The organism is Psychrobacter sp. HD31, from assembly GCF_051097895.1.
GTDB lineage: Bacteria > Pseudomonadota > Gammaproteobacteria > Pseudomonadales > Moraxellaceae > Psychrobacter.
On record NZ_CP142525.1, the window covers coordinates 615,405 to 641,422 of the forward strand.

The window sequence follows — 26,018 nt, forward strand, 5'->3', positions numbered from 1 at the left end:
TGTTTTAATTTTAACGTAAGCTAGGCTAAAACCAATGATTGATAGTAAAAGAAGCAATGACACATTAATATTTTTAATGCAAAAAAAGTTAATAAATGGCAAACTAAAACCAGCTTAAACAGGTATAAAAAACATTAAAAATGCTAAAAATTATTCAATCTAACAAAACCGAACAATTATTAAAAAATTTAATTGGCGCTTATCAAACTCAGCAAAGGCATGTATTTGATGAGTTTGTTGTGCTGGTACCTTCTATGGTTATTGGCGAATGGCTACAAAAGTCTATTGCTGATGAGCTGGGTATTAGCACATTAATTTCGCACTCATTTTGGGGGCAATACCAAGTTGAGCTCATGAGCAGCGTATTAAAAAAATATGATGAGCATGATCCGCAAGGCAAAATTGACATTCCGGAAGTGGCGGTGTTGTCTACACGCATAATGCAGTGGCGCATTTTTGGTTATTTATTACACAACAAAAACCACATTTTAGCAGATGAAAAGCATCCATTATTTGCCCTAATAAGCAAACTAATTAAAGATAAACAATCTAACTCTAAAAAAGGGGCTAATGAGCATAGCAACCCAAGGCTTTGGCAATTGGCCGAGCAGCTTGCTAAAGTTTTTAACCGTTATTTAACGCACCGTAATGATTGGTTGACAACGTGGTCAACAAACCAACATGTTGATATTACCAATTTAATTAAACAAAAAGAGACATTAACCAAACAGTTTAGTAGTAATGACAACCATATCGACACACCAGATTGGTTAGAAGAACACTACCACCAGCTAGAAACCGCGCAACAGTTTTTATGGCATCACTTGTTTGCTGATGTGTATCAATATCGCATGCAAATAGAAAACCGATTTTGGCAAGGATTGTCTTACTTTGCCACGCAATATGACAGCCATCATTTTGCTAACCTGCTTAATTTGCCAAACTGCTTGTATTTATTTACGATTGAGCAGCTACCGCTTGATGAGTTTGCGTTTATGCAACGCTTATCTCAGTATTTAGATATCCAACTTTTCCATTACAACCCATCGCAAGCATACTGGGCAGACATTGTCGATAAGCATTGGTTTCAGCATCAGCAAATTGTTAATCCAAGTATCATTTATTTACGAGACTACGGTCATACGCTTTTATCTCGCCTTGGTAAACAAGAAAGAGAAACTTTTGCAACCTTATCATCCTTATCTGGCAACAAAAATGATAGCGCACAAGCCATTTGGCAAAATGATTTTGTTTATTTAATTGAAGAAGAAAGCCAACAGGCAACAAACAAACAAACACACGCTTATAAACCAAGTTTATTACAGCGTTTACAACAAGATGTGCTTGTCATGGATGACAACTTAACTAGGTTGTCACTTGAGCGAGACGTGTTTAACGACCTATTACAAAAAAATCGCCACTGGGATTTTGATACTATTGATAACAGCCTAAGCATCCATTCTTGTCATAGTTTGCAACGCCAGTTAGAAGTATTAAGAGGCATGATTGGCAAATGGTTAAATGAAAGCACTTTAGATAATAAAGGTAATAAAATAACACGGCATATCTCTGATATTGTGGTTATGCTGCCAGATGTCGATAGCCACCATGACATGATTAACTCTGTTTTTGTTGATGGGGTTGGGCAAGATGGTTTAACCCTGCCAGCAAGAGTAACAGGGGTTGTAGACAAAGCTGTAAGGCAACTTTGGCAGGCCATCTGTGGTTACTACCAGCTGCTAGGGCAAGAACATAGCCGATTTGAAGCAAATGAGTTTTATGAGTGGTTATTATTACCACCTGTATATGAAGGGTTTGAACTTAGCTTTGAGCAAATGAGCCGTGGCTGTGAACTATTAACAGAAGCTGGTTTTATCCGTGGGTTTGATGAAGCACACCTACAAGCCACGCTAGATAGCCAAGATACCGATTATCGTTTTAGTTTTGCTTATGCACTGGACAGATTGGTGCTTGGCTTAACCATGCCAGAAGCCGGATTAACAGACATATTTTATAACCAAACCGATGATGAAAGCAGCTTAAATAAAGAAAAAACCTTGCCACTAGAATCAGTCTCACTAAGCGATGCAGTCATCATTGATACCCTTTGTAAAATATACACCGCCCTTAATAAACACAGAAACGAATATTTTGATGATGATAGTGGGCAACCAAAACAAAAAACCGCACATGAATGGCTAAATCAAATAGAAGCCGAAACCATCCATCCTTATTTTGCTAACCACGACCAAAGCCGTGCAATGCGCACCATTTTTAAAGCAATGAACGGGATGAAAAAAAATCTGCGAGCCAATTATGTATACCAACAAGTAGGCAACACCAACCAAAACCATCACCCAGCCGAAAGTTTAAAAAATCAATTATCGATTAAAGAGTTGCCGTTTCAGCTTAGCTTTATTTTAGAAAGTATTGAAGCTGAGCTAGAGAGCCAACAGGTAAGTGCCGAGCCAACCGGCGTTATTACGTTTGCACGCTTTGGTGCCGTTCGCTCTATACCTTTTAAACTGGTTGTGATGCTTAACATGAACTTATCTGAGTTTCCTCGACAAGAGCGTGATGACAGATACGACTTAATGAAAGCAGGACTAGCCAGACGAGGCGACAGACGTGCCGATGATGATGACAATGGGGCATTTTTAAATGCGTTGTTATGTGCCAAACAAAACTGCTGGATTTTTTATAACGGACAAAGCCTAACAGATACCAATGAGCATTTACCTGCCAACCCAGTTGGGGAGCTGATTCAATTTTTAACGTCTGAAATTAGCTGGCAGGGCATTGATAAAAACTTACAGCAAGACCTACGAGAGCATATTACCGCACGGTTATTAACTCGTCATGCACCTTTGCCGTTTTCTGACCAACGCTTTGTAATTAATGAACCTGATAGCAAGACAGGTGTAGAAGATGAAAAAAGTGAAAAACAATTATTAGCCGATTTTAAATTAAAACAACAAAAACAGTTTCCACCACCGCCTATTTGGACACAGGTTTATCATCAATTACATCAAACAATTAATGATAACAAAGAAGATAGACCAATTATTGAGCTAACAACTTTGGCACAATACCAGGCTATGGCTCAGTTACTAACGCAGCATCAACTGCCAATAGATAACAATAACGCCTTGATGTCTTGCATACCCAATATTGATTTTACAAACAAATTTTATGCTGAGTTGCCAACACAAATTAATATTGAGCAGTTTGCTTCTCAAATAACGCATACGGGAAAATTGTATTTACGTCATCATCAAATCCACATTGCCGATACCGATGATGAAGACGAGAGCCTAGAGCCACTAGCTTTAAACCAGTTAACACGATATCAATTAAACGATTCATTAATTGAAAGCCTTGGCAACAATACGGATACTGCCAGTTATCCAACTCAGGTAGAAAATCTGTTATTTACGCCGCTTATCCCTGCTGGTGTTGCCCGTTATAGCACAATGCAAAATATGAATCAGCAAATTAACCAACAACTTTACCATTTGCAACAAAAACTGGCAGAAAACCCCTTGGTTGCAGCAAAGTTAAACACTGACAAGTTAATAACAGCTGTTGATGAGCACAACTTACAACTGTCATTAACCATGTTTGGCAAAAAGGTTAATGTGGAGTTAAAAGGAATCATACCTAACTGGCAAGTTAATGATGCCAATAAGCATATCGAGGCATCGGACTTTGTAGACAATTCAACAAATGTATCCGATACAACAAATCAACAGCCAAAAGTTTGGGTGAATGTGCTTGCCACCAAACCACGCGATAAACATTTACTTAAATTTTGGTTACGTCATCTATTTTGGCAAATATGCCGTGGTACCTCTTTGCAACAAGTTGCACAGCAAGATGGTATGAGCATTTGGCAGTTTGCCGGCACCAGTAGCGATGTTAGTAAAATAGCAAACGCAGATATTATTCAACTGCCGGCAATCGAAAAGTCACACGCAATTAATGAGCTTAAAAAGTGGATTATTTATGCCGCATTTGCTAAACAGTATCCGTTAATCCTTATGCCTAAATATGCCTTTATTTATTTAGATAAGCAATATAAAGCGCAAGCAAAGGGCAATGACTATCAGCCTCGTGGTAGTGATTTTATAGGTTGGTCAGCACCAGTATATAACGCCAAAAACCCAAATCAGCCAATTTATGATAGCTGTAGCCAACATGACATTTGGCAATATATTTTAGAAGATAACAAAAAACAGATAGATGTGAATCAAGCAATAACCATAGCATTATCTCAGCTTGCAGAAACCATGTTTAGTGAATTGTTTAATACGGTTGAGGGCTTATAAGCAAATCAGATGAAAGAAGAAAAAATGACAAACGATCATATCCCTGCCATTAATATCAACCTATCAGGCAAACACCTGATAGAGGCATCGGCAGGTACCGGTAAAACATGGACGTTAACTGGCATTGTTTTGCGTTTATTGATAGAAAAAAAAGTACCGCCAGAACAAATCATCTGTACAACTTTTACGCGTGCAGCTGCAGCAGAAATGAGACAGCGTATTCATGAGCGCTTAACAGATTTTTATCATTTGTTGAATTGGCTTCGCGCATTATCAAATGACAACACAAATTTTGACTGGCTATACCCAAAAACAGCGCAAAACCAAAATACAGAGCTAAGCTCTGCACAAAAAAACCAAATTAAAAAAACACGCCATACAAAACGTGAATTGGCACTTTTAAAACAAGCCCAAAACAACCTAGGTATCCAAAAATTATTAGAAGATAAGGTCAATATACACCTTGTTAACCAGTTAGCAGATGACATAGACAAGTACCCATTAGATGATGCCATAAGACGCTCAACCAACCTGTTAACAACATTAGATAAACTGTTTGTCAGCACCTTAGACAGCCTTGCGCAAAAATGGTTAAGTGAGTACAGTGCCGAAACAGGCTTTAGTAAGGGGATGTATATCTGTGATGATGAATGGGCTGTGATTAATGGCATTATCCATGATGAGCTGCGTAAGTTTCAGAGTCATATTTATCATACCAAACCCGACTTATATAAAATACTGCAACAAGGCGGGCATTTAACAAGTGTGACCGATTACACAAGCACTGCCAATAAAGCCTTGCAATTTATGAGCGTGCCAATTGAAGCAGTGGATGTTAAAGATTTTGATTTTGATGGTTTAAGACGATTTTTAACCCGCTTTGATAATCATAATTGTGATGATGTTTTACCGTATTTTGATGCCGATTTTTGTGTGCGACAAAAGTTTAGAAAAAACACCAATCTACATAAGTATTTAGACCGTATTCCAGCAATCATAGAATCATTACAAAAACATGGTATTAATTTTGAAACAAGTTTAGATGCCAATAGCAAAAAGCTATTAGCAGGTTTGGCAGGCTTTTATTTTGAAGGCAAAAACTTTAATAAAAATTCAGAAAAAGAACAAGCAGCCTTTTTGGCATTGCCTTCAATTGATTTATTAGTCAAGCTGTTAGACTATCAACAAAAACTTGGCACTTACATTGATGCAACGCTTGCAAATTTAAATAGGCATATCGCACTTAAAGTGCGTGAGCAACTGCCAGTTATCTTAGAAGAGCGCAACCAAACAACGTTTAACTTACAAATGGTGCGTTTAAACCAAACATTAGCAGGAGAGCAAGGACAAAAACTCGCAAAATATATCCGATACCAATACCCAGTAGCTCTCATTGATGAATCGCAAGATATTAATAGCGAACAAGCCGATATGATTCGCAAAATTTATTTGTCTAAAGATAGTACCAACAGCCGCGAATTTTTATTACTAGTAGGCGACCCTAAGCAGGCTATTTACGGCTTTAGAGGCGGTGACGTTGCCAATTATAATGCAGTCAAAAATTTATATAAAAAAAATGAAATCCACACGCTTAATCAAAACTTTCGCTCCTCTAAAGCACTTATTGACTCACTTAACTGTTGGTTTGGTGCATCCGCAAAAACAGATGATGACGATGAACCCAGCCAATTTAGTAAGCTAGGCGAGGGCATTTATTACAATCACATCACTGCCATGCAAGAGCAAAGTAATCTAATTTGGCAAAATAACTTAAGCATTAAGCCGCATCAACCTGTTTCTGTCATCCACCTTGTTAATGACAGTGAGATAAAAAATGCAGAAACCACTGTTGTTGCTAAACACATTGCAAGCCTGATAAACAGTAACACAACCCTTAACGGCAAACCATTAACTGCCAGCGATTTTGCAATTTTAGGACGAACCAAGCAAGCATTAAATGAAGCAGAATCGGCTTTAAAAAAACTAAATATTGATACGGTTAAAGTTAGTGATAAAAGTATATTTGATACCCGCATGGCAAAAGACTTACTGGCGGTATTGCAGTCTGTATTAAATCCATTTAATCAGGGTTTGATTAACCGTACGCTAACTTCATCTTGGTATGGCTTTAGCCTTGATGACGTTAAACGCATGCAAAACACCATAGATACAAATAATGTAGATAACACCCAAAACCAACAATACAGTGATTTTCAACAATTTTGTAAAACAGCAGCCCAGCTATGGACACGCAAAGGCATTTTAACCGCAATGGAATATCTGCTAAGTAACCATAATCCTCTCAAAAATATCAGCGTTTGGGAGTACTTAGCAAGTAATACCAACAAAGCTAAGGCGCAAAGGGCTTTAATTGATTTACGCCAACTGTTAGATATTTTGGCGCAATATACCAGCCCCATGGGTGAGCATGAATGTATCACTTGGCTAACTAAACAAATTGGTAATAAAACGGATGCAGATTGGGCTATACAGCACCCAGTGCCAACACAAGCAGGTGTTGAGTTAATGACCATCCATAAATCAAAAGGGTTGGAGTTCCCCATTGTATATATATTGGGTATGGGCAGCTCTTTACGCAATGCTAAACAGGCGAGCAGCTTGTATCTTACCTCAACTACTGAGGGTGCATTTCAGGCTCGCAAACTCACAACCTGTGATGACGAGAATGTTATACAAGCAGTAGAAAATGAAGCAATGGCAGAGCTTAAACGTTTATTTTATGTGGCACTCACACGTGCCAGCGAGCAAGTGTTTTTTCCATTAACCGACTTAGCTAAAAAAGATAAATTGGATAAACGCCCAACACATTTTTGGCTAGAATGTGCTGATAAAAACTATGTATTACCAACACGGTTAAAAAACGCGATTGGTTGGCAACCAGAGCAAGAAATTAGTGACTATTTTACTAAAAATAAGATTGATAAACTGTCAAATAAGGCCAGTCATACATCTAATAAATCCAATAACAAACCGCTAATTGACTACCCAATTTATGATGATGTGATTAAACGCAAAAGCTTTATTGGCTGGGCAAAAACCAGCTTTACTGCACTAGCACACAACTTACATAGTGAAGTGGTAGACACCGCTGTTAATGAGGCAAATTATGACAGTATTGAGCAGCAATTATTAGATCAACAATTTAATGAAAAAAGCGATTTAAGCGCCACGCAAACTGGCGTAGATGACAGGCAAAAAATCCGTTTTGACTTTGTAAAAGGTGCCAATGCTGGTAGCTTTTTACATAAAATATTTGAAGTGCTCGATTTTGATAATCCCTTAACTTGGAGCAGCAGTATTGATAAATGTGTGGTTGAGTTTGACTTACCTGATGTGTATGGATCAACTAAAATCCAAAAACAACGGATAGAAAGCAGATACGGCAGAGATAAAAACGGCAAACTTATTAAGCAAGTAGACATAAATTTGCTTAATCAAGACACACATGAGCAGTTAAAGATTTGGATTGACGAGGTTCTTAACAGCTCACTTACCGCCTCTAATACCTCATTAAAAGAGATACTACCCAAAAACCGCTTGCCAGAGCTTGGCTTTAGCATGAAGTTGGGAGACGGTTTTTCTGTTAGTAAAATAAGCCAAATTTTTGCCAAATATTTAGGTGAGCAAGATGAGCGATATATCAACCTAGCAACCGCAAACGGGCAAAATATCTATCAGTATTTGCGAGGTGAGATAGACCTTGTTTATCAACACAAAGGTAAGTTTTATGTGGTTGATTATAAAAGCAATCACCTTGGTCATCATTTCACCGATTACAATCAGGCAAATCTTGCCAAGGCAATGAGTAAAGCAGGCTATTGGTTGCAAGCGATGATTTATCAAGTGGCATTACACCGTTTACTAAAGTTACGCATCGCAGATTATACAGGTAATGAAGCCAACTACCTTGGCGCTGTTGAATATATGTTTGTGCGTGGCTGTGTTGCTAAAAACAATGCTTATGACGATGCAGATGTAAATGCAAATAAAACAAACTATGGCAAAATAAACTGGGACATCCCCGTTGATATGGTTTTAGAAATGGATAAAGTGTTTGGCTATTAAAAAGTTAACAGTGCCTTATTTTTTAAATGGTCTTATCAATTAACATCACAAATTAAATTTTATTAATCACTCAATAAACATGCAAAATACTATAAAAAACTTAACAAGCCAACACACACGCCAGCTTAATAATTGGACGCAATCGGTTAGTGATTACATCTTGCAGAGGCGAGCGCAAACCAAACATGCCTATAACCAAAACGGAAGCAACCCAACTGTAGCTGAGTTAAATAGCGCAGATGATGAAACCGTGTTTCAGGCATTATTAATTGCTTTAGGGCAAGAATTAGAAGCAGGGCATACCATTATTGAGTTAACAGAATACATAAAGGTAGAAGAAGATATTAACTTGCAAGGTAGCCACTGGCAAAACCAGATTTTGATTAAAATATTACAGCCTTGGCAAGGGATAGTCGCTTTACCAAATACAGATGCTGTCACTGCAAACAAGATTGACGACATAATTGCCAATAAGAATGAAAAGCAAGATAGCGCTGATACCAGTGTACAAGACTTTATCAACTTTTGTTTTGATAGCCAAACTGACTTGTTATTAGCGGCCAGTAACATTAATAAAAACAATAAAAAATTGCTTATTGAACGTAAACAACTCGCACAGCGACTAGCAAGCATCATCAAAGAATTAAGCTTGCTACAATTTGCTAACTTTTTAGCAAGTCATGCGTTATTTTCACCCAACCAAGCATTCAAACATACTGAAAATCAGTCATTGGCGTATCAAGCACCGATTGTTTTCAAGCTTAATCAGAACAACAACAAACTTGTATTTTGGCTGCATCGCAGTTGGTTTGCAGAGCGTTCTATCATTAAAAACATAGCACGCATTAATCACCAAACGCCCCAAAAACTATCAATTGATGACTATTTATCACCCACATTAAATGATGGGCAAAAACTGGCCATTGCCACGGCAAACCAACATGCCTTTAGTATCATCACAGGCGGGCCTGGTACAGGCAAAACATATACGGTTGCGCAACTGGTTATGGCACTACATCAAGCCCATATTAAACAAAATAGGCAAGACGCCAGCAAGCAAACATTATCTTTAGCACTTGCTGCACCAACGGGTAAAGCAGCCCAACGTATGCAGGAGTCACTACAATCGGCTATATCAGCAGCAGGTTTAAACATACAGCTAAAAGATGCAAAAACCATTCATCGCTTATTGGGCATTGGGGTAACGGGCAAACCTAGGTATCATGCCAATAATCCATTAAATGAAGATATTATTATTGTCGATGAGGCATCTATGCTGGGTGTAGAGCTTGCCAGTTACTTATTAGATGCCGTTAAATCTGGCGCGCGTTTAATTTTGCTTGGTGATGCCTACCAACTGGCAGCCGTTGATGCAGGCTCTGTTTTAGCAGATTTATGCCAATTAACAAAATTAAAAGATAACCATCAAACCTTGCATGAAAGCAAACGTTTTAATGATGAATCTGGCGTGGGGAAACTGGCTAAAAAAATTAATGAAAACGCGTCGCCAAACAAATTTAATGCGTTATTAGATTTATTTGATAACCAAGACAGCTTAGCATTTTACGCCTTAGATAATAGTCAATTAACTGGCAAAAACATCACTTTTATTGAACAGCAATATAGCCAGTATTTTGCGCAAAGCAAAATTTTATTGGATGAGATAAATAACGAGCATTTAACGGATGCGCAGCTGATGCAAAAAGCAGGGGCGCTACTTAATACCTTTAATAAATTTAGGATTTTAACAGCAGGGCATCAAGGCTATTTGGGTGATGATGAACTTAATGCACGCTTAGAAACAACACATAAAAACCAACTTAGGCTGCCTTTATCCTCAAGCAGTTGGTATCACGCCCGTCCTATTATGATTAGTAAAAACAACTATCATCAATCGCTTTACAATGGTGATATTGGGCTGTGTTTAAAAGTGGGTAATGAGTTTAAGCTGTATTTTGAGCATAAATCAGCACTTGTACCGGTTAATATGTTAAATGAGTCCGATCTATCAACCGCTTATGCTATGACCATTCATAAATCACAGGGATCAGAGTTTGATCATGTTGCCATCATGCTAGATAAAGCAGGGGAGCGACTGTTAAGTCAAGAGCTTATTTATACAGCTGTAACTCGTGCAAAGCAAAAAGTGAGTATTTTTAGCAATCAGCAAGCCTTACAAGTTGCCATAACCACACCAACAATAAGACAAACTGGGCTAGGCATGACAGAATAACCGACTTGAATTTACGCCTAGTAGCCACATTAAACTGATAGTAAACTCAATAAATTTGTATCTTATATGACGACTAACACAACAAACCCTACAAACAAGTTAGCGGCAATTAAAACCGCCTCTAATCATATTATCGCCACTGCAACTAATGAAAAAGGCTCGGCACTAAAATGCATTCATCAAGTAACGGTTTTAAAGCAAGTTACTGAGCCAACTTTTATTGCAATAGAGCAACGTATTTTAACAGACCAAGATATAGCAGGTGCCTATCATCTGGCTTTATTAGCACAACAAACGTCAGATCTACCCATTGATGCCAAACAGCTAATTGACATGGTAATTAATAAAGGTGATAACACCAAAAGGCTCGCCCTATTAAAAAACTTACCAATGCCACCTGTTGACTTAATTAAGCAAAAAATACTTAGCAGTAATGATGACAAAGCAATCCAGTTAATGGAAGCCTATTTACAAACCAATCCAGATGGTGGCGGCAGTGTTCATATGACATCAACACAACAAAAAGAGCATATCGTACCTCTTAGCCCATCTGATAATAACCAAAACGCATAATAACTAAAATCAAACCCAACGATTTTTATCAAGTATCATAATTTTTGCTATAATAGAGGGTTTGTTATCGCTTGTTTGCTAGCTCAGTCGTTTTGCTTAAACATGATGATATCCCCAAATGATTAATTAAAGAGTATTAAAACCTATGCAATATCCAAAACATTATGACGTAGTTGTTATTGGTGGTGGTCATGCTGGTACAGAAGCCGCATTGGCATCTGCACGTATGGGCGCACAAACGCTATTACTAACGCATAATATAGAAACCCTTGGACAAATGAGTTGCAACCCTGCCATTGGTGGCATAGGTAAATCCCACTTGGTGAAAGAAATTGATGCACTTGGCGGCGCAATGGCATTGGCAACCGACAAAGCCAGTATCCAATTTAGGGTGCTAAATAGCCGTAAAGGTGCAGCTGTGAGAGCAACACGAGCGCAAGCAGACCGTATTTTGTACAAAGCGGCCATCCGTCATGTGTTAGAAAACCAACCAAATTTAGACATTTTTCAACAAGCGGCAGATGATATTTTGGTAGAAAATGGCAAAGCAACTGCTGTCGTCACATCAACCGGTATTATATTTAACACCCAAACGGTTGTATTAACATCTGGTACTTTTTTAGGCGGTGTCATCCATATTGGGCTTGAAAGCTCAAGTGGAGGGCGAGCAGGGGATCAGCCATCTATCAAACTTGCTGACAGACTGCGTGAACTGAAACTGCCAGTTGGGCGTTTAAAAACTGGTACACCTGCCCGTATTGATGCCCGAACAGTTGATTTTAGTGTCATGACACCACAACCTGGCGACACCCCTTTACCCGTTATGAGTTATATGGGTAATGCTGACATGCACCCACAACAAATTAACTGTTATATCACCCACACAAATGAAAAAACGCACGATATTATTAGACAAAACTTAGACCGCTCACCCATGTTTTCTGGCAAAATTGAAGGGGTAGGACCGCGCTATTGCCCTTCTATTGAAGATAAAATACACCGTTTTGCCGATAAAGACAGCCACCAAATCTTTATTGAGCCAGAGGGTCTAACAACACATGAGTTATACCCTAATGGTATTTCTACCAGTTTACCGTTTGATGTACAGCTAGACTTCATACATAGTATGAAAGGGTTAGAAAACGCACATATAACGCGCCCAGGCTATGCCATTGAGTATGACTATTTTGACCCTCAAAGCCTAAAACCCACGTTAGAAACAAAATCAATCGACCGTTTGTATTTTGCAGGGCAAATCAATGGTACAACGGGATACGAGGAGGCAGGAGCACAGGGCTTATTAGCTGGTATAAATGCCGCACTTTCTACACAACAAAATGGCAAATATGATGTATGGACACCACGCCGTGATCAAGCGTATCTTGGCGTATTGGTTGATGACTTAATTACCAATGGTACAAAAGAGCCTTACCGCATGTTTACAAGCCGTGCAGAGTACCGCCTATTATTGCGTGAAGATAATGCCGATCAACGACTAACCGAAGTAGGGCGTGAGCTTGGTTTAATTGATGATAGCCGCTGGGATGCGTATTGCAAAAAAATGGACGCCGTTGCCACTGAGTCTGCACGTTTACAACAAATGTGGGCAACCCCACAAAATGAGCTTGGCAAAAAGTTTGTTGCGCACACCGGCGAGGTTTTATCTAAAGAGTCAACCGCTTATGACTTATTAAAACGCCCAAATATTACCTTTGATGATATTAAACACATCAGTGACTCAAGTGTTGATGAACAAGTTGGCGAGCAGATAGAAATCACCGTTAAGTATGCCGGTTACATTAGCCGTCAGCAAGATGAAATCGAACAAATGAAACGCCTAGAAAATACAGAGCTGCCATTAGATTTTGACTTTAGCGTGGTTTCTGGTTTATCTAACGAAATTGTGCAAAAACTTGAACAAGTAAAACCAGCAACACTTGGTCAGGCAAGTCGTATCAGCGGAGTCACACCCGCTGCAATACAATTACTTGCCATGACCATAAAAAAACAAAAAAAGGCAAAAAAACTATTAAACTAGTCTAATAAAGTCTCATCATAGCTATGCGAACTTAGCTTGGCATAGCTTTATAAACTCATCGGCAAATCTACGGGTTTCAGCATCGTCTCTTACCGCTATCCAACTGGTAAATCGTCCAAAATCTTCAATATCAATGGTTGTCAAATTTTGATAATGACCAGGTTCATAAGCCATTTCTGCAATAATACCAACGCCTAAACCAGCATCTACATAGGTGCTAATAACATCGGCATCTAAAGCCGCTAACACCACCTCTGGCTCAAGCCCTGACTGATTAAAAGTTGCATCAATGGTATCACGCCCAGTAAAACCCCCATGGTAAGTAATAATGGGGTAGCTTGCCAAGGTTGGTAAATCAATTTTATCTAGCTCTGCCAGCTCATGCTCTTTAGGTACAATAATTTGGTGCATCCAATCATAAAAACGTGTACAACGTAAATAATGATTTTGTAACAATGATTCGGTGGCAATGCCAATATCAGCTTGCCCACGCATCACCAACTGAGTAATAGTTTCAGGGTCTGCTTGTTGTAAAATCAAATTTACATTGGGGTATAAACTACGAAACTGCTTTACAATGGTAGGTAAAACATACCGAGCTTGCGTGTGAGTTGTAGCCACCGTTAGCGTACCAACATCTGGGCTAATATGGTCAAGCGTGATGTTTTCAATGGTTCTAATTTCTGCAAAAATTGTTTCAATATGGGGCAGTAAAGCTTTGCCCATTTCGGTTAAACCCGTTAATCTTTTGCCCTGCCTAACAAACACTTCTGTTTTTAGTTGGTTTTCTAAAGCTGCAATATGCTTAGACAAACTTGATTGACTCGTATGTAATACTTTAGCTGCTTGGCTTAAGTTATAGCCATTGACTACGGTATGCCATACAGTTTCGAGTTGTTTTAGTTGTATTTGCAAATGCCGCTGGTTAATCACCACATTAATCGCCATCTTCTTAACCTTCATTCAAAAACAGAGCCTATATTATAACAGGTAATATACTAAGATTTAATAATTCAATATAGGAATATGCTCATATAAATAAGATATAACACTCATGCTGATAAAAAAGTAAAAGAATGATATTTGTTATCGGTTTGCACTTCATTCGCGGTTCTAAAAAGTTATGTTATTTTTTTTACATTCTGTTAACATTTTATTATAGCTAAGTTTTAAGCTTTAACATCTCAAACGTTAACATCTCAAATTATTCAAAAGGTGACATTATGAAAGGCGATCAAAAAGTAATTGACTATTTAAACTTTTTATTAGGTGGTGAGCTGGCTGCACGTGACCAATATTTTATTCATGCAGAAATGTATCAAGAGTGGGAATATGGCAAGCTTTATGAGCACATGCACCACGAGATGCAGCATGAAACTGAACATGCTCAGGCAATTATCCGCCGTATTATGTTGCTAGGTGGTATCCCAAATATGACCGTAAGTGCAATCAATGTGGGTACGGATGTTAAAAGTATGCTGCAATCTGACTTAGATTTAGAATATGCAGTGCGTGAACATTTAAAAGAAGGCATTGCCATTTGTGAGCAAGCGCAAGATTACGTTACTCGTGACATGCTGGTAACACAACTTGAAGATACCGAAGAAGATCACGCTCATTGGTTAGAAAAACAATTACGCCTCATTGAAATGATTGGTCTACAAAACTATTTACAAAGCCAAACAGGCGATGCGGCTTAATTTCTTAAAAATATAAGGAGACAGCTATGAAAGGCCATCCAGAAGTTATCAAGGCTTTAAACCTTGTATTAGGTAAGTCACTTATTGCGATTAACCAATATTTTTTGCACGCACGCATTGTTAAAAATTGGGGTGTAGAAGAGTTAAACGACGTTTTTTACAAACAATCAATCCGTGAGATGAAATGGTCTGATAAAATCATTGAACGTGTTTTGTTGCTTGAAGGTTTGCCAAACCTACAAGAGCTTGGTAAGTTACTAATTGGTGAAGATGTTGCAGAAATCCTAGAATGCGACTTACGTCTAGAAAGCCAAAAACATGCGCTACTTATTGAAGCAATTAAAATCTGCGAAGACAATAAAGATTACGTATCTCGTGAATTGTTGGTTGAGCTAAAAGACGGCAATGAAGAATATGAAGACTGGCTAGAAACGCAGCAAGATTTAATTAATGATATGGGTATCCAAAACTATATCCAACAGCAAGCTTAAACCTTAACAAAACTAGATTAACAGCAAATAAAAGGTGATAGTAAAAAATTACTATCACCTTTTTTATTCTATTACATAGTATAGTTAGGTTTATAAACTAACAACCCCCTAAAAAACTTGTGGTACATAAACTTCACCTACCATAATACGGCGGGCTGAACGGCTCATTGACACTTTTTTGGCTTGCCACTTTTTACCCTTAATGCCATCATCTACTTGTTCAGACTTGCCACCAACCTTTAACGTACCAGAAGGATGCCCAAAGGTCACTTCACTAATTTCACTCCCGCCAGCTGCCTGATTAACCAATGTGCCTTGTGTGGTTGCGGCTGCAGCAATTGCCACCGCCGCTGTACCCATCATGGCATGGTGCAGTTGCCCCATACTCATGGCTCTCACCACTAAATCAATATCACTGGCTTTAACTGCCTTACCACTGGATGCTGTATAGTCTTTTGGAGTGCTTACCCATGCAATTTTAGGGGTATGCTGACGAGTCTTTGCCTCCTCAACATCGCTAATCAAACCCATTTTAATAGCACCATAAGCACGTATTTTTTCTAGCTTAGCTAATATGGTTTCATCACTATTAATATCAGGTTGTAGCTCAGTGCCTGTAAAGCCCAAATCTTCTGCTTTCATAAATATAGTTGGGATACCAGCATTGATAAATGTGGCTTCAAAGCTGCCAATATCCGGTACTTTAAAAGTATCTACCAAATTACCAGTGGGGAACATCTCGCCATCTACCGGATCAATAAACTCAATTTTAACCTCAGCTGCGGGGAAGGTAACACCATCCAACTCAAAATTGCCTGTTTCTTGTACTTGCCCATTGGTAATGGGGACATGGGCAATAATTGTTTTGCTAATGTTTTGTTGCCAAATACGCACCTCACAAATGCCATTTTCTGGGACTTTATCGGCATCCACATAACCAAAATTAATAGCACAAGCACCCACCGCAGCAGTTAAGTTACCGCAATTACCAGACCAATCAATCATTGGTTTGCCAATGTTAACTTGTCCAAATAAGTAATTAACATCATGCTCAGGCACATCTGATTTAGATAAAATAACCGACTTTGAAGTACTCGAACTCCCATTGCCCAACCCATCAATCTGTTTGCCGTACGGGTCTGGACTGCCAATAACACGCAATAGAAGGTTATCACGTGCTTCACCCGCAGTTTGGCAAGGTTCTGGCAAGTCCTCTAGCTTAAAAAATGTGCCTTTTGATGTACCACCACGCATATAAGTGGCTTTCACTGCAACTTGTGGCAAGTTAGATGAGTTCGTCATAATCGATTCCTTTCGTTTATTTAAATGTTGTATACAGCGTATACCTAACTAATACGCAAAGTTATTATAGCGTATCAGCAATTGCTTTAAATAAAGCAACGTGTTTTCTTTCTCCACCACGTTTACGGGTTTTAAAATGATGATTGGCTGATAAGGTAACAATAACTAAATTTTTATGGGGTTGAACATAAATATACTGATCATAAATGCCAGAACCAAAAAAGTCACCATCATCATGCACGGGTATCCACCATTGAAATCCATAACCTTGCTCACGTGTGGCGTTATCTCGTTTACCTGGCATTAGGTGTGGTGCATCCGGTGTTGTAGACATTTTAACCCATTCAGATGGTATCAGTTGTTGACCATTTAATTTGCCTTGATGCAGGTATAGCAAACCAATTTTGGCATAATCACGCATGGTCATATTCAGTCCACCCAGTGCCATTTCCATGCCTGTTTCATCAATAATCCATTCACCGTGGTCTTGCATGCCTAAAGGCTCCCACAGTTTTTGCTGATAATATTCTGTTAGCCCCATACCTGTTACTTTTGTTAGTAGCATGCCTAAAACTTGGGTATCAATACTCACGTATTGATTGTAGGTACCCTGTGGCTTTTCATTTTTTAGGGTTAATGCAAAATCTTCAAACGATTTACCAAAAGCAAAGGTTCTACCAAAACGATTAATATCGGAGTGAAAGTCTCCATAGTCTTCATTAAAGCCCACGCCAGAACTCATTTGTAAAAGATTTTTAATTTTTACATTATCGTATCCTGTGCCTTTAAACTGGGGTAGGTATTGAGTGATTGGCGCATCAAGTTCAAATAACCCATCATGATAGGCAATCCCTAAAAGGGCAGAAACAACCGATTTAGATAGGCTCCATCCAATGTGGGTGTCATCTGGTGTAAAGCCGAGTTTATATTCTTCTAATACCACTTTATCGTCTTTAATTATCATTATGCCTTCTAGGCGATTTTGCTCTAAAAACGCTTGGGTATTTATCTGTTCATTTTTAAAATTAAAGTGCGCGGGTAGGGTAAAGCTGGTATCGGCTTGTTCAATAACATAAGGTTGCGATGCAGGGGTTAAACGATTAACCGGATAATTTGCATCGGCATTTCTAAAATTATCGATAATGACATCTTCATCAAAAAAATGGATGGCTTTATAGACTCGTTTAATTGTATTTAGGTTAAATAACGCTACCACAACCAACAAAGCAATAATCGCAAATAACAATTTAATCAACTTTTTCATATCGCTACTTTTTATTACCTAAGTCTGCTAACGCCAATGAGCCAGACATGGCAACAAACACAATGCCAGAAAAAAAGTTAAGCACCTTGATACCTGTGTCGTTTAAAAATCTTGCTAACACTTTTTGACCCAGCACGTTGTAGGTATTCATGCAAAAAAATGACATAACTGCAAAAGTTGCCCCTAAAAACAACATGGTTAAAAGGTTGCTTTGCACGCTTTGCCCAGCGGTCATAAATTGTGGGAAGATAGCGGTAAAAAAGATAATGGCTTTTGGATTGGTGAGCGCTAGCATTAAGCCCTTTTTATAAAATGATAAATAGCTGTCATCCATTAATTCATCTTGCTCTTTAACTGCCTTTGGCTTGTTAGCTTGATGTTTATTGCCGTTAAACACAGATAACAGCATTTTACAACCAAGATAAAACAGTACCATTGCACCCAAAACCTTAACAATATTTAGCAAAATAAATGACTTAACAATTAATGAGCCCAAACCAAATGCAGAGATAGTTGCTAATATTGCCAAACCAGATGAGTTACCTAATAGTAGGGTAGCCGTTTTTTTAAGACCATGCACCGCACCATAATTAATTGCCAAAAATACGGCAGGACCAGGGCTGATAATATAAAAAAAGGCGATTGATACAAATATTAGATATTGGTGTAAATCCATAACAGCATCCTTGTTAAGCTTTAATTTTTAATGTATTTTTTACTATTTTTAAGCAACATATAACTGCCAAGATACACCAATTGAGACAATTACCCAAGCAAATTTTTGCATAAAGCTTAAGAGGCTTAGATACTTCTAACGATGTCTTTAACTAAACCAATTTTTTCTCTATATTGGTCATCCAATACATTCCAGATACTGTCTTGGTCTAGCACTCTAAAGTGTTGATTTGTATCTTGTAGATTATCATAGTCAGCAGCGTATTCTTGCGTATAGTAAACCTCTAGTGCTTTTCGATTCGCCTCTATGACTCGTAGCTCGTCACGAATGGCTTGTATTCTTAATAAATCTGCTTCACATTGATTTAATAAGTGTTCTTTTTCTGCTAGTTTGGTCATCATTTTTTCCTATCATTTGCTATGTGTTTCTTGATACTCATAATAGCTTACCAACTTTTAGCTCTATTTTTTACAAGTATTTTTATTCTATTGCATAAAACTAACCGCTTGTGAATTCAGTAACGGTAAGAGACTAATGCAGTAATGAATTTTAGCGATTCATTTGTCTACACGACCTTGTTATCTATAAGATCTGTCTGATAGTCGCTTTTTATGAGTTTGGTTGTTTTTACGATGTTTTGATATTTTTTGGTCTATCAAAAAATATATGGCAATGATAAAATCTTTTAAAGATAGCCCAATATCAACTCTCTTTTTTTAGTTGAGTTTAGGGTATTTTGTTTCAAAAGCACTTCATAGTTAGATAGTTAGCTTAGCCGCATAATAATTTGTTAAATCTCCTAAACTAGCCCATGCTAACAATTGAATTGAATAGATGTCGAAAATATTCAATACCTATATTGAATCAAAGGCTATCATAACTCTAACAATTTTTAAGGAGATATGATATGGCTTTACGAGCAAACTATTTCGAACTAGCATCCAAGGCAATGCAAATTTTGATAAATCAGGAAAACTATTTGCATGAGCAATTTAGTTTGTCAGAAACAATAACAATCCCAATTTGGGAATTGGTTAAATTGAGAGTTTCTCAGATGAATCAATGTGCTTTCTGCATTGATATGCACAGCAAAGATGCGTTGAGTCAGGGTGAAACTCAGGAGCGTATCATTGGCTTAAGTGCATGGCGTGACATGCCTCTATACTCAGAGACAGAACTGGTAGCACTGGACTGGGCAGAGCATTTGACCTTAGGTAAGCCAGTAGATGATGAAAGCTATCATAAAGTGGTAAAAGCACTAGGTGAACAAGCGGTAGTGGATTTGACCATTGCAATTAGTGCTATCAACAGCTGGAATCGAATTGCCAAAACTTTTACACCAGAGGTAGGTGGCTATAAACCACAATAAATCATTTAAACAGACATTCGACTTTCAACTGTCTCAGCCATTGGGGCAGTTGTCTGCGTTTGTACAGGGAATATGGTCAGCCTCTGTACCTCAACCAGAGCCGATAATGAAGCCACTGTATTCTGATGCTGGTAGTGGCATTATTTTTAATCTCGTTGGGGATGTTGTGATTGGCAATGAAACGCTGCCAGAAGGTGTCATCATGCTTCCGATAAGTCGGAAGGCAGAGAATATTGTTCTGGCATCCGGAGCACAAATGTCAGGTATTCGCTTCTATCCAGCCTTTGGCTATGGCATCTTGGGACAGCACTACGATAAACCAACATTATTATTGCCCGAGCAAGACCAACTATATAACCTCTACCAGATTTATAATGAACTCCGGATGCAAAAGGATAACGAAAAGAGAATTGAAACTTTGCACCTGTGGGCAGATAAAAATCTGGATTTTACCAAAGTAATTCCAGATTCTCTGGAAAAAGCACTTGAATGTATTGAGCAAGGTGAAGCACCGGGGCAGCTCAGTACAAATGTTGAATTGAGCCAACGGCAAATAGAGCGTATTTTTAAGCTCTGGCTAGGGATGACACCCAAACATTATCAGCGGATTTTAAGGATTAAAAAAACTATTTATTTTTTACGACTGCATAGAAATGCAAATTTGGCAGATGTTGCTCAACAATTTGGATTCAGTGACCAAGCTCATATGACACGTGAATTCCGCACGATTGCCTGTATTACACCAAGGCAAGTATAGCGATTTATTTGTCTTCCAACGATAAGCGATTTGAAGCCAGCTTCATAAAACTTAGCTCATTTCCCAACCCATTTAATCAATTTAGCTAATACAATCAGTCGGACAGTCAAAAGTGCTAAGTCTGTTGTGCAAAAAGTCACGCCCATTTTTCTTGCTATTACGGTCAGCGTTATATTCCGAGTACATAGGCAATTAATTTTAGGTGTTTTAGGAGAATTTTATGTTTCGAGTTATCTATGAATGGCGTGTGCCAGTTGATAAAATGGATGAGTTTCAAAACGTCTGGCGCTCGGCAACAGAATCCATTCATCATTCGGTTGAAGGTGCGCTTGGTAGTTTTATGCTACGCTCCTATGATACGCCTGAAAAGGTTCTAACCGTTGCTAAGTGGCACACTCATGAAGATTGGCAATCATTTTGGGGAAATCGTAACCCAGAAAAAATGCAGAAAATGCGTGAAATTGCTGAGCGTGTTTCGGTTGAAGCATTTTATGAAATAGAAGACAGAACTAAATAGCGATTATCTCGTATAACAAACTGTTCAAGAGAGCTTCGCAATACCTGACATTTGTAGTATGCATTACGTTCAGCATTGAAGGTTTATGTACTCAATATTATTATCAAACATAAAATAAACTAGATTTAACATAGTTTTCTCTTATATATTTTAAATTTTAAAATCAATTAGTTATGCAGTAATTAGCATAACCGACCATTAATAGAAAATGATATGTATATTCTTGTACAACGTATTCATTATCCTAGAAATCATGGTGTTTAATTCGTTCTAAACATTCTTTTCAGTATGTGTTTTCGATAGAAGTGTATTTGTGATAACCGCTCAAATCCATACACCTAACAAGATAAATTAACTAAGTGAGTTGCTTAAAGTAATCTTTTCACCACCATGGCATTGGCTATTTTAGCAAAGGACTTTCTGACTAATTTAAGCTCTTTTTTCTCTAACAAGTCAGTTTGCGTTTTGTGGTCTTTTAAAAAGTCTTCAACCACATCTTTGCTAAACAAGCCGAGCACTTTACCGATGTCTTTTTCTGTCACTTCACCGATTTTACTAATTGTGTGGAATGTTTATATTAATTAACAACCTCGATATCACACAATGAGCTCAAACCGCTGACTTTATCCTGACTTAAGGTGGGTACAGAAATAAATAAGCGATTTCTAGCCCTACTAACACCAACGTAATTTATTCTATGTTCTTCGTTACTTAAGTCAGGGTTATATAAAAACTCAATATCTTCCTCTTTAGTTAAAACTAATAAAACGTTATCGAACTCATCTCCTTTTGATTTATGAATAGTTTTATGCAAACTCAAATCATCAGGTATTGACACACAAAGCAATAAACTTTGAAAAGAGTTGTCTGCATAGAAAGTTTTAATTTTTCCAGGTCTAAAATTTTTAAGGTCAGAATTAATATTATTTCTTATAAATTCTGCGAACTCTAGAAGTGATGAATCTTTATATTCATTGAACTTTTCTAGTAGAATAGAAATGTACTTTAGAGCTTTTTTCTTACCTTCCAGTTTGTCATTTTTATAATTCAACTGTTCTTCAAATACTTTTATCGCATCTTTAAATTTATTTTCTTGTGCAAAGGCGATAGCTTTTATACAGGATGAAATCAACTTTCCTCTATCACCAGAATCTTTTAAAGAAAGTTTATCTAATAATTTACTATCAAGTCCTGAGTTACTTATTTCTGCTTTCATAGCATTTGAAGTGATGTTATTTCTTGATAAAGAATGGATAACTTCATCTGGAAAATGTGTTTTACACTTTCTTAAAGCTACAGACATATCGCCAATTAAAATTTTTGGTTTTTCAATTGAATCATTACGGTGAGGTGTTTGTGTAATATCTGTTCGGATTGAATTTAGTAGCTCAATAATTTCATTGCTACTCCTTCTATTTTGAGTCAGGGTGTATTCTTTTATGTTGGGAAGTGTAAATGATTCAAACTGTGTGTAGCTGGCTCCTTGAAACTCGTAAATTGACTGACAAGGGTCACCTATTACACCTGTGTGAATACCTGCTGAAGCAAGTGTTCTAAATATTTCTACTTGAATAGGGTTACTATCTTGAAACTCATCAATTACTAAATATGGAAACTTTGCTAATAACACATCAGATAAAAAAGGGTACTGCTTTAATAAATGAAAGCTAAAAAACAGCAAGTCATCATGAGAAACTTTTCCTTGTTTCCAGTATTCTTGTTTATATTCAAGTAAATTAGCCTCCAAATGTCTTAAACAAGTTTTATTCAAGTATTGTCTTTTAGAATCAACCGTTGCAAATGCTTTAGAGTTGTTGACTATAATATCAGTATCATTAGTTGAACTATTAAAACTATAGGAAGTCGAATCAAGCCAGTTTATTAAGGCGCTTTTATTTTGTGGTAATTTGATAAGTTGATTATATGTAAAGGGATGCTTTAATTTGTTCTTATTAGGGTGATTTTCTAACCAATTAATTATGTTCCGAAAACTCGTTTTAATATCGTCATGCCCGTTTACTTTAGCAAAATTTACATTGTATTGTTCTGCGATAAATGGCAGGTAAGGTTTAACAATGTGTTTGTATAAAAAGCTATGAATGGTAGATACTTCAACTTGTGTAGAAGATGTGCCTAGTCTTTTAAGTATTGTTTCTACAGCAGTATTGGTGTATGTAATACATGCAACTTTTCTATTTACTGATAATAAGTCAGAGTTATGTAAAATATTTTTAATATGATTGACCAACCAATAGGTTTTCCCTGCACCAGGTCCAGCAGAAACCTTGAAGTGGCTGTTAACCTCTGGTAAGTAATAATCTGAGTTAATATCCATGTTTAACAAAGCTCCTCAATCGCATCTTTGATGTATTGAGGAATAGAAATGTTAATGAATTCATCTGTTCCTTTTTTAGAGAAATTCTCAGCTAATACATAAGATAGTTCTAATGCATTTTCACCTTTACCAATAGAATTTAAATATCGTGATGCTATTATAGATTTTTTCTTATCATCATCATTTAACGTTGAGTTCTGATTAATAGACTCTATGATTCTTGTGTTCTCCTCACTATCACCTAATTTATTTAATAAGTCTTCTACGGTTGAAGTATTATCTTCATAGAGTGTCATTAATTCTTCTAAGTTGTTTTTGTTACTCATTGATTCGGTTAGAAATAATTGGCAAGAAGGGTTACACATTAGTAGTTCATACTCTAAAGTTTTACCATTACTTCTGTCAGAACTGAAAACAGTGATATTCTGATGAGAATCTTTAGGGTATTTATCAGAAAAAGGATTATTCTGGTATTCATATTTATTTAAGTCTTGTTGAAACTCGTATGGGTAACACTTTTTGAACTTACCATTAGGTTTTTCTTTTCTCGTAGGGTCTCTATCTGTTATGCATACTATCTTTTTATGAATAGTATGTTCTTTTGTACTATCAAATAAATATAAGAAATGTTCAAAATAACGACCGCCAACATTGATAACTGCAACGTGATTATCTTCTAAAGATTTGTCTATATACTTTCCTAAAACAGACATGAGTAGTTGTTCAGCAATACCTTCAACGAATAATACTTTCTGTGCAAATAACATGTCTGACTTTGTAGCATCTAAAAAACGTTGAACATATTTTTTATTTTTAGTTTCTGGAAATACTTTTTTAGGATAGCCAACTTGGGTTTGACCATTATCATTATGCAGACAAATTATTTGGTCTAGTGATAGAGCCGAAGTAATGTGAGTTGAATGAGTGGTTACAAAAACTTGTCGAACTTTTTTATCACTTTTATTTTCATTTAAAAACTTTAGAAATTTATACTGCATTGCAGGGTGAAGGTGGGCTTCGGGCTCTTCGATAGCAAGGGTGTTAAATACTTTGGCATTGTTATCTAAATATTTAATATTCGCATTCACTTGCATTTTGGCTAGTAAAAGAGACATAAAAATTAAGTTATTGTATCCAAGCCCATTATGCGTTGCAGGAATTGTTATACCTGACTCATACTCAACTATAAGCTTTAATACTGAGTACATTTCACTTTCAGCAATGCTTCCGGTAAAGCTTGGTTTTGCTTTATTAAACGAAGCACCCGTTTTAGTTGCATAAGAAAGAATTTCTTTTTTACCTTCTTTAATTCTTTTTGTTAGGTCTTCAATTAAAACATCAGCTTTTTGGGTGAACTGTTCTTTTTTGTTTTTAATTTCTTCAGCTTTTTGTTCAAATGTTTTGCTACCATCTTTTTTTATTTCATAATCCATAAAGAAGTCAAAAACTTCTCTTAAAAGAGTGTTTTGACCTGATAGCATATCTCTTTCAACATCTCTTATAGCATCTAAAAATTGAAAATCAAATTTTTGTAATGATTCAGAGTCAGCAGTTGCTTGGTTTGAAACGTCTCCGCCCCATATTTTATAAACATAAAACCTCAGAAAGTCCTGTTTAATAACTTTCCAAGCTTTATCAATAGTTTTTAATTTATCTTCAGCAGGTTCATCATTGCTTTCTGTAAATACAGATAATGCCTCAATATATGAATTATGTTTTTTTTCAGGAAGAAAAAATTCATATGTCAGTAAAGCTTCATATGAGTTCTCAAGTTTAGTAAGCCAGTTAGCTATTGTAACTAAATCATCAGGGGTTTCTTCTTCACCTTTTGCAATCGTAACTGAAATAGTAATTTTCGGTGGGCTGCTTTTTAATTCGTCTAGTGAGATGTTCTTGTGAAAATCATCGATACTTAGTCGTTTTGATTTAGTCGTATCAATTACTAATGATAAAGCTTGAATCAGGTTAGTTTTACCAGCATTGTTATGACCGATAATTACATTCATGCCATCATTAAAAATGATTTCTTGGTCTTTGAAGTTTCGATAGTTACTGATTTTTATTTTTGATAAATACATAGCAATCTTAATTTCACGTCAAAAAGTATTTACTTTAATAGCAATACAAAAGTTAATTAATCACTGAGTTCTATTTTATATAGTGTATTAAAACACCTTATCATATCTACTTTAGCATAGCATGATGTAATTTTGGCAAACTAAACACCGCGTGTTTCTTAGCCCTGATAGTAGTTGAAATGTATTTTATGTACAGAGGGCTTAGCGGGCTAAGACTGGACGACTTATCGCGCTAGCAGGAAGACGGCTAGGCTTGAAAGCCAACTTGTTA

18 protein-coding genes are annotated in these 26,018 nt (G+C 37.0%); 10 read left to right on the forward strand and 8 right to left on the reverse strand.

What is annotated here, in order from left to right; translation table 11 throughout:
• Nucleotides 1–140: 140 nt before the first annotated feature.
• The 5 genes from VH441_RS02565 (at nt 141) to mnmG (ending at nt 13,258) form a co-directional block, all read left to right on the forward strand.
• The gene (locus tag VH441_RS02565) at nt 141–4,328 is read left to right on the forward strand and encodes an exodeoxyribonuclease V subunit gamma (RefSeq protein WP_434353925.1); all 4,188 of its coding nucleotides are present in this window, start codon (nt 141–143) and stop codon (nt 4,326–4,328) included.
• 9 nt (nt 4,329–4,337) lie between these two features.
• Nucleotides 4,338–8,414: a UvrD-helicase domain-containing protein gene (locus VH441_RS02570; RefSeq protein WP_434353926.1), complete on the forward strand. Its 4,077-nt coding sequence runs from the start codon at nt 4,338–4,340 to the stop codon at nt 8,412–8,414.
• A gap of 79 nt (nt 8,415–8,493) precedes the next feature.
• Entirely contained in the window at nt 8,494–10,647 is a 2,154-nt protein-coding gene (gene recD, locus VH441_RS02575) for an exodeoxyribonuclease V subunit alpha (RefSeq protein WP_434353927.1), read from the forward strand.
• Between the two features lie 66 nt (nt 10,648–10,713).
• Nucleotides 10,714–11,220 carry a hypothetical protein gene (locus VH441_RS02580; RefSeq protein ID WP_434353928.1) on the forward strand — a complete coding sequence of 169 codons (507 nt, stop codon included), beginning with the start codon at nt 10,714–10,716 and terminating at the stop codon, nt 11,218–11,220.
• A gap of 145 nt (nt 11,221–11,365) precedes the next feature.
• On the forward strand, nt 11,366–13,258 hold the full coding sequence (mnmG, locus tag VH441_RS02585) for a tRNA uridine-5-carboxymethylaminomethyl(34) synthesis enzyme MnmG (RefSeq protein ID WP_434353929.1): 1,893 nt from the start codon (nt 11,366–11,368) through the stop codon (nt 13,256–13,258).
• A gap of 21 nt (nt 13,259–13,279) precedes the next feature.
• On the opposite strand, the gene VH441_RS02590 is transcribed toward mnmG, so the two are convergent.
• The gene (locus VH441_RS02590; protein WP_434354344.1) at nt 13,280–14,167 is read right to left on the reverse strand and encodes a LysR substrate-binding domain-containing protein; all 888 of its coding nucleotides are present in this window, start codon (nt 14,165–14,167) and stop codon (nt 13,280–13,282) included.
• Between the two features lie 314 nt (nt 14,168–14,481).
• Here VH441_RS02590 and bfr (VH441_RS02595) point away from each other — a divergent pair, with 314 nt between their 5' ends.
• A complete protein-coding gene (gene bfr, locus VH441_RS02595; RefSeq protein WP_434353930.1) occupies nt 14,482–14,958 on the forward strand; it encodes a bacterioferritin in 477 nt (158 codons plus the stop codon).
• A gap of 26 nt (nt 14,959–14,984) precedes the next feature.
• On the forward strand, nt 14,985–15,449 hold the full coding sequence (gene bfr, locus VH441_RS02600) for a bacterioferritin (RefSeq protein WP_434353931.1): 465 nt from the start codon (nt 14,985–14,987) through the stop codon (nt 15,447–15,449).
• Between the two features lie 108 nt (nt 15,450–15,557).
• On the opposite strand, the gene prpF is transcribed toward bfr (VH441_RS02600), so the two are convergent.
• The 4 genes from prpF to VH441_RS02620 all read right to left on the reverse strand — a co-directional run bounded on the left by prpF (nt 15,558) and on the right by VH441_RS02620 (nt 19,092).
• Nucleotides 15,558–16,751: a 2-methylaconitate cis-trans isomerase PrpF gene (gene prpF, locus VH441_RS02605; protein ID WP_434353932.1), complete on the reverse strand. Its 1,194-nt coding sequence runs from the start codon at nt 16,749–16,751 to the stop codon at nt 15,558–15,560.
• A 64-nt stretch (nt 16,752–16,815) separates the two neighbouring features.
• Entirely contained in the window at nt 16,816–18,015 is a 1,200-nt protein-coding gene (locus tag VH441_RS02610) for a serine hydrolase domain-containing protein (RefSeq protein ID WP_434353933.1), read from the reverse strand.
• Nucleotides 18,016–18,019: 4 nt separating this feature from the next.
• Entirely contained in the window at nt 18,020–18,691 is a 672-nt protein-coding gene (locus VH441_RS02615) for a LysE family translocator (RefSeq protein ID WP_434353934.1), read from the reverse strand.
• A gap of 125 nt (nt 18,692–18,816) precedes the next feature.
• Complete coding sequence (locus VH441_RS02620; protein ID WP_434353935.1) at nt 18,817–19,092, reverse strand: hypothetical protein; 276 nt, start codon at nt 19,090–19,092, stop codon at nt 18,817–18,819.
• A 548-nt stretch (nt 19,093–19,640) separates the two neighbouring features.
• Here VH441_RS02620 and VH441_RS02625 point away from each other — a divergent pair.
• The 3 genes from VH441_RS02625 to VH441_RS02635 all read left to right on the forward strand — a co-directional run bounded on the left by VH441_RS02625 (nt 19,641) and on the right by VH441_RS02635 (nt 21,334).
• A complete protein-coding gene (locus VH441_RS02625; RefSeq protein WP_434353936.1) occupies nt 19,641–20,060 on the forward strand; it encodes a carboxymuconolactone decarboxylase family protein in 420 nt (139 codons plus the stop codon).
• 106 nt (nt 20,061–20,166) lie between these two features.
• Complete coding sequence (locus VH441_RS02630) at nt 20,167–20,817, forward strand: helix-turn-helix domain-containing protein (RefSeq protein ID WP_434353937.1); 651 nt, start codon at nt 20,167–20,169, stop codon at nt 20,815–20,817.
• Between the two features lie 220 nt (nt 20,818–21,037).
• Nucleotides 21,038–21,334, forward strand: a complete 297-nt coding sequence (locus VH441_RS02635) for an antibiotic biosynthesis monooxygenase family protein (RefSeq protein ID WP_434353938.1) — start codon at nt 21,038–21,040, stop codon at nt 21,332–21,334.
• Nucleotides 21,335–21,702: 368 nt separating this feature from the next.
• Here the strand turns inward: VH441_RS02635 and VH441_RS02640 are convergent, their stop codons facing one another.
• Genes VH441_RS02640 through VH441_RS02650 form a run of 3 tightly spaced genes read right to left on the reverse strand, consistent with a single transcriptional unit; the run spans nt 21,703 to nt 25,747 of the window.
• A complete protein-coding gene (locus VH441_RS02640) occupies nt 21,703–21,876 on the reverse strand; it encodes a hypothetical protein (protein WP_434353939.1) in 174 nt (57 codons plus the stop codon).
• 35 nt (nt 21,877–21,911) lie between these two features.
• Nucleotides 21,912–23,669 (reverse strand): UvrD-helicase domain-containing protein, encoded by a 1,758-nt coding sequence (locus VH441_RS02645; RefSeq protein ID WP_434353940.1) that lies wholly within the window; start codon nt 23,667–23,669, stop codon nt 21,912–21,914.
• Between the two features lie 2 nt (nt 23,670–23,671).
• The gene (locus VH441_RS02650) at nt 23,672–25,747 is read right to left on the reverse strand and encodes an ATP-dependent nuclease (RefSeq protein WP_434353941.1); all 2,076 of its coding nucleotides are present in this window, start codon (nt 25,745–25,747) and stop codon (nt 23,672–23,674) included.
• Nucleotides 25,748–26,018: the final 271 nt, after the last annotated feature.

Bases quoted from the DNA above. Each gene is read 5' to 3' on its own strand.
- VH441_RS02615 (WP_434353934.1), bottom strand. From the start codon at position 18,691: ATGGATTTACACCAATATCTAATATTTGTATCAATCGCCTTTTTTTAT.
- VH441_RS02635 (WP_434353938.1), top strand. From the start codon at position 21,038: ATGTTTCGAGTTATCTATGAATGGCGTGTGCCAGTTGATAAAATGGAT.
- VH441_RS02580 (WP_434353928.1), top strand. From the start codon at position 10,714: ATGACGACTAACACAACAAACCCTACAAACAAGTTAGCGGCAATTAAA.
- mnmG (WP_434353929.1), top strand. From the start codon at position 11,366: ATGCAATATCCAAAACATTATGACGTAGTTGTTATTGGTGGTGGTCAT.
- bfr (WP_434353931.1), top strand. From the start codon at position 14,985: ATGAAAGGCCATCCAGAAGTTATCAAGGCTTTAAACCTTGTATTAGGT.
- VH441_RS02650 (WP_434353941.1), bottom strand. From the start codon at position 25,747: ATGTATTTATCAAAAATAAAAATCAGTAACTATCGAAACTTCAAAGAC.
- VH441_RS02630 (WP_434353937.1), top strand. From the start codon at position 20,167: ATGAAGCCACTGTATTCTGATGCTGGTAGTGGCATTATTTTTAATCTC.
- VH441_RS02645 (WP_434353940.1), bottom strand. From the start codon at position 23,669: ATGGATATTAACTCAGATTATTACTTACCAGAGGTTAACAGCCACTTC.
- bfr (WP_434353930.1), top strand. From the start codon at position 14,482: ATGAAAGGCGATCAAAAAGTAATTGACTATTTAAACTTTTTATTAGGT.
- VH441_RS02565 (WP_434353925.1), top strand. From the start codon at position 141: ATGCTAAAAATTATTCAATCTAACAAAACCGAACAATTATTAAAAAAT.
- VH441_RS02570 (WP_434353926.1), top strand. From the start codon at position 4,338: ATGAAAGAAGAAAAAATGACAAACGATCATATCCCTGCCATTAATATC.
- VH441_RS02620 (WP_434353935.1), bottom strand. From the start codon at position 19,092: ATGATGACCAAACTAGCAGAAAAAGAACACTTATTAAATCAATGTGAA.
- VH441_RS02610 (WP_434353933.1), bottom strand. From the start codon at position 18,015: ATGAAAAAGTTGATTAAATTGTTATTTGCGATTATTGCTTTGTTGGTT.
- prpF (WP_434353932.1), bottom strand. From the start codon at position 16,751: ATGACGAACTCATCTAACTTGCCACAAGTTGCAGTGAAAGCCACTTAT.
- VH441_RS02625 (WP_434353936.1), top strand. From the start codon at position 19,641: ATGCAAATTTTGATAAATCAGGAAAACTATTTGCATGAGCAATTTAGT.
- recD (WP_434353927.1), top strand. From the start codon at position 8,494: ATGCAAAATACTATAAAAAACTTAACAAGCCAACACACACGCCAGCTT.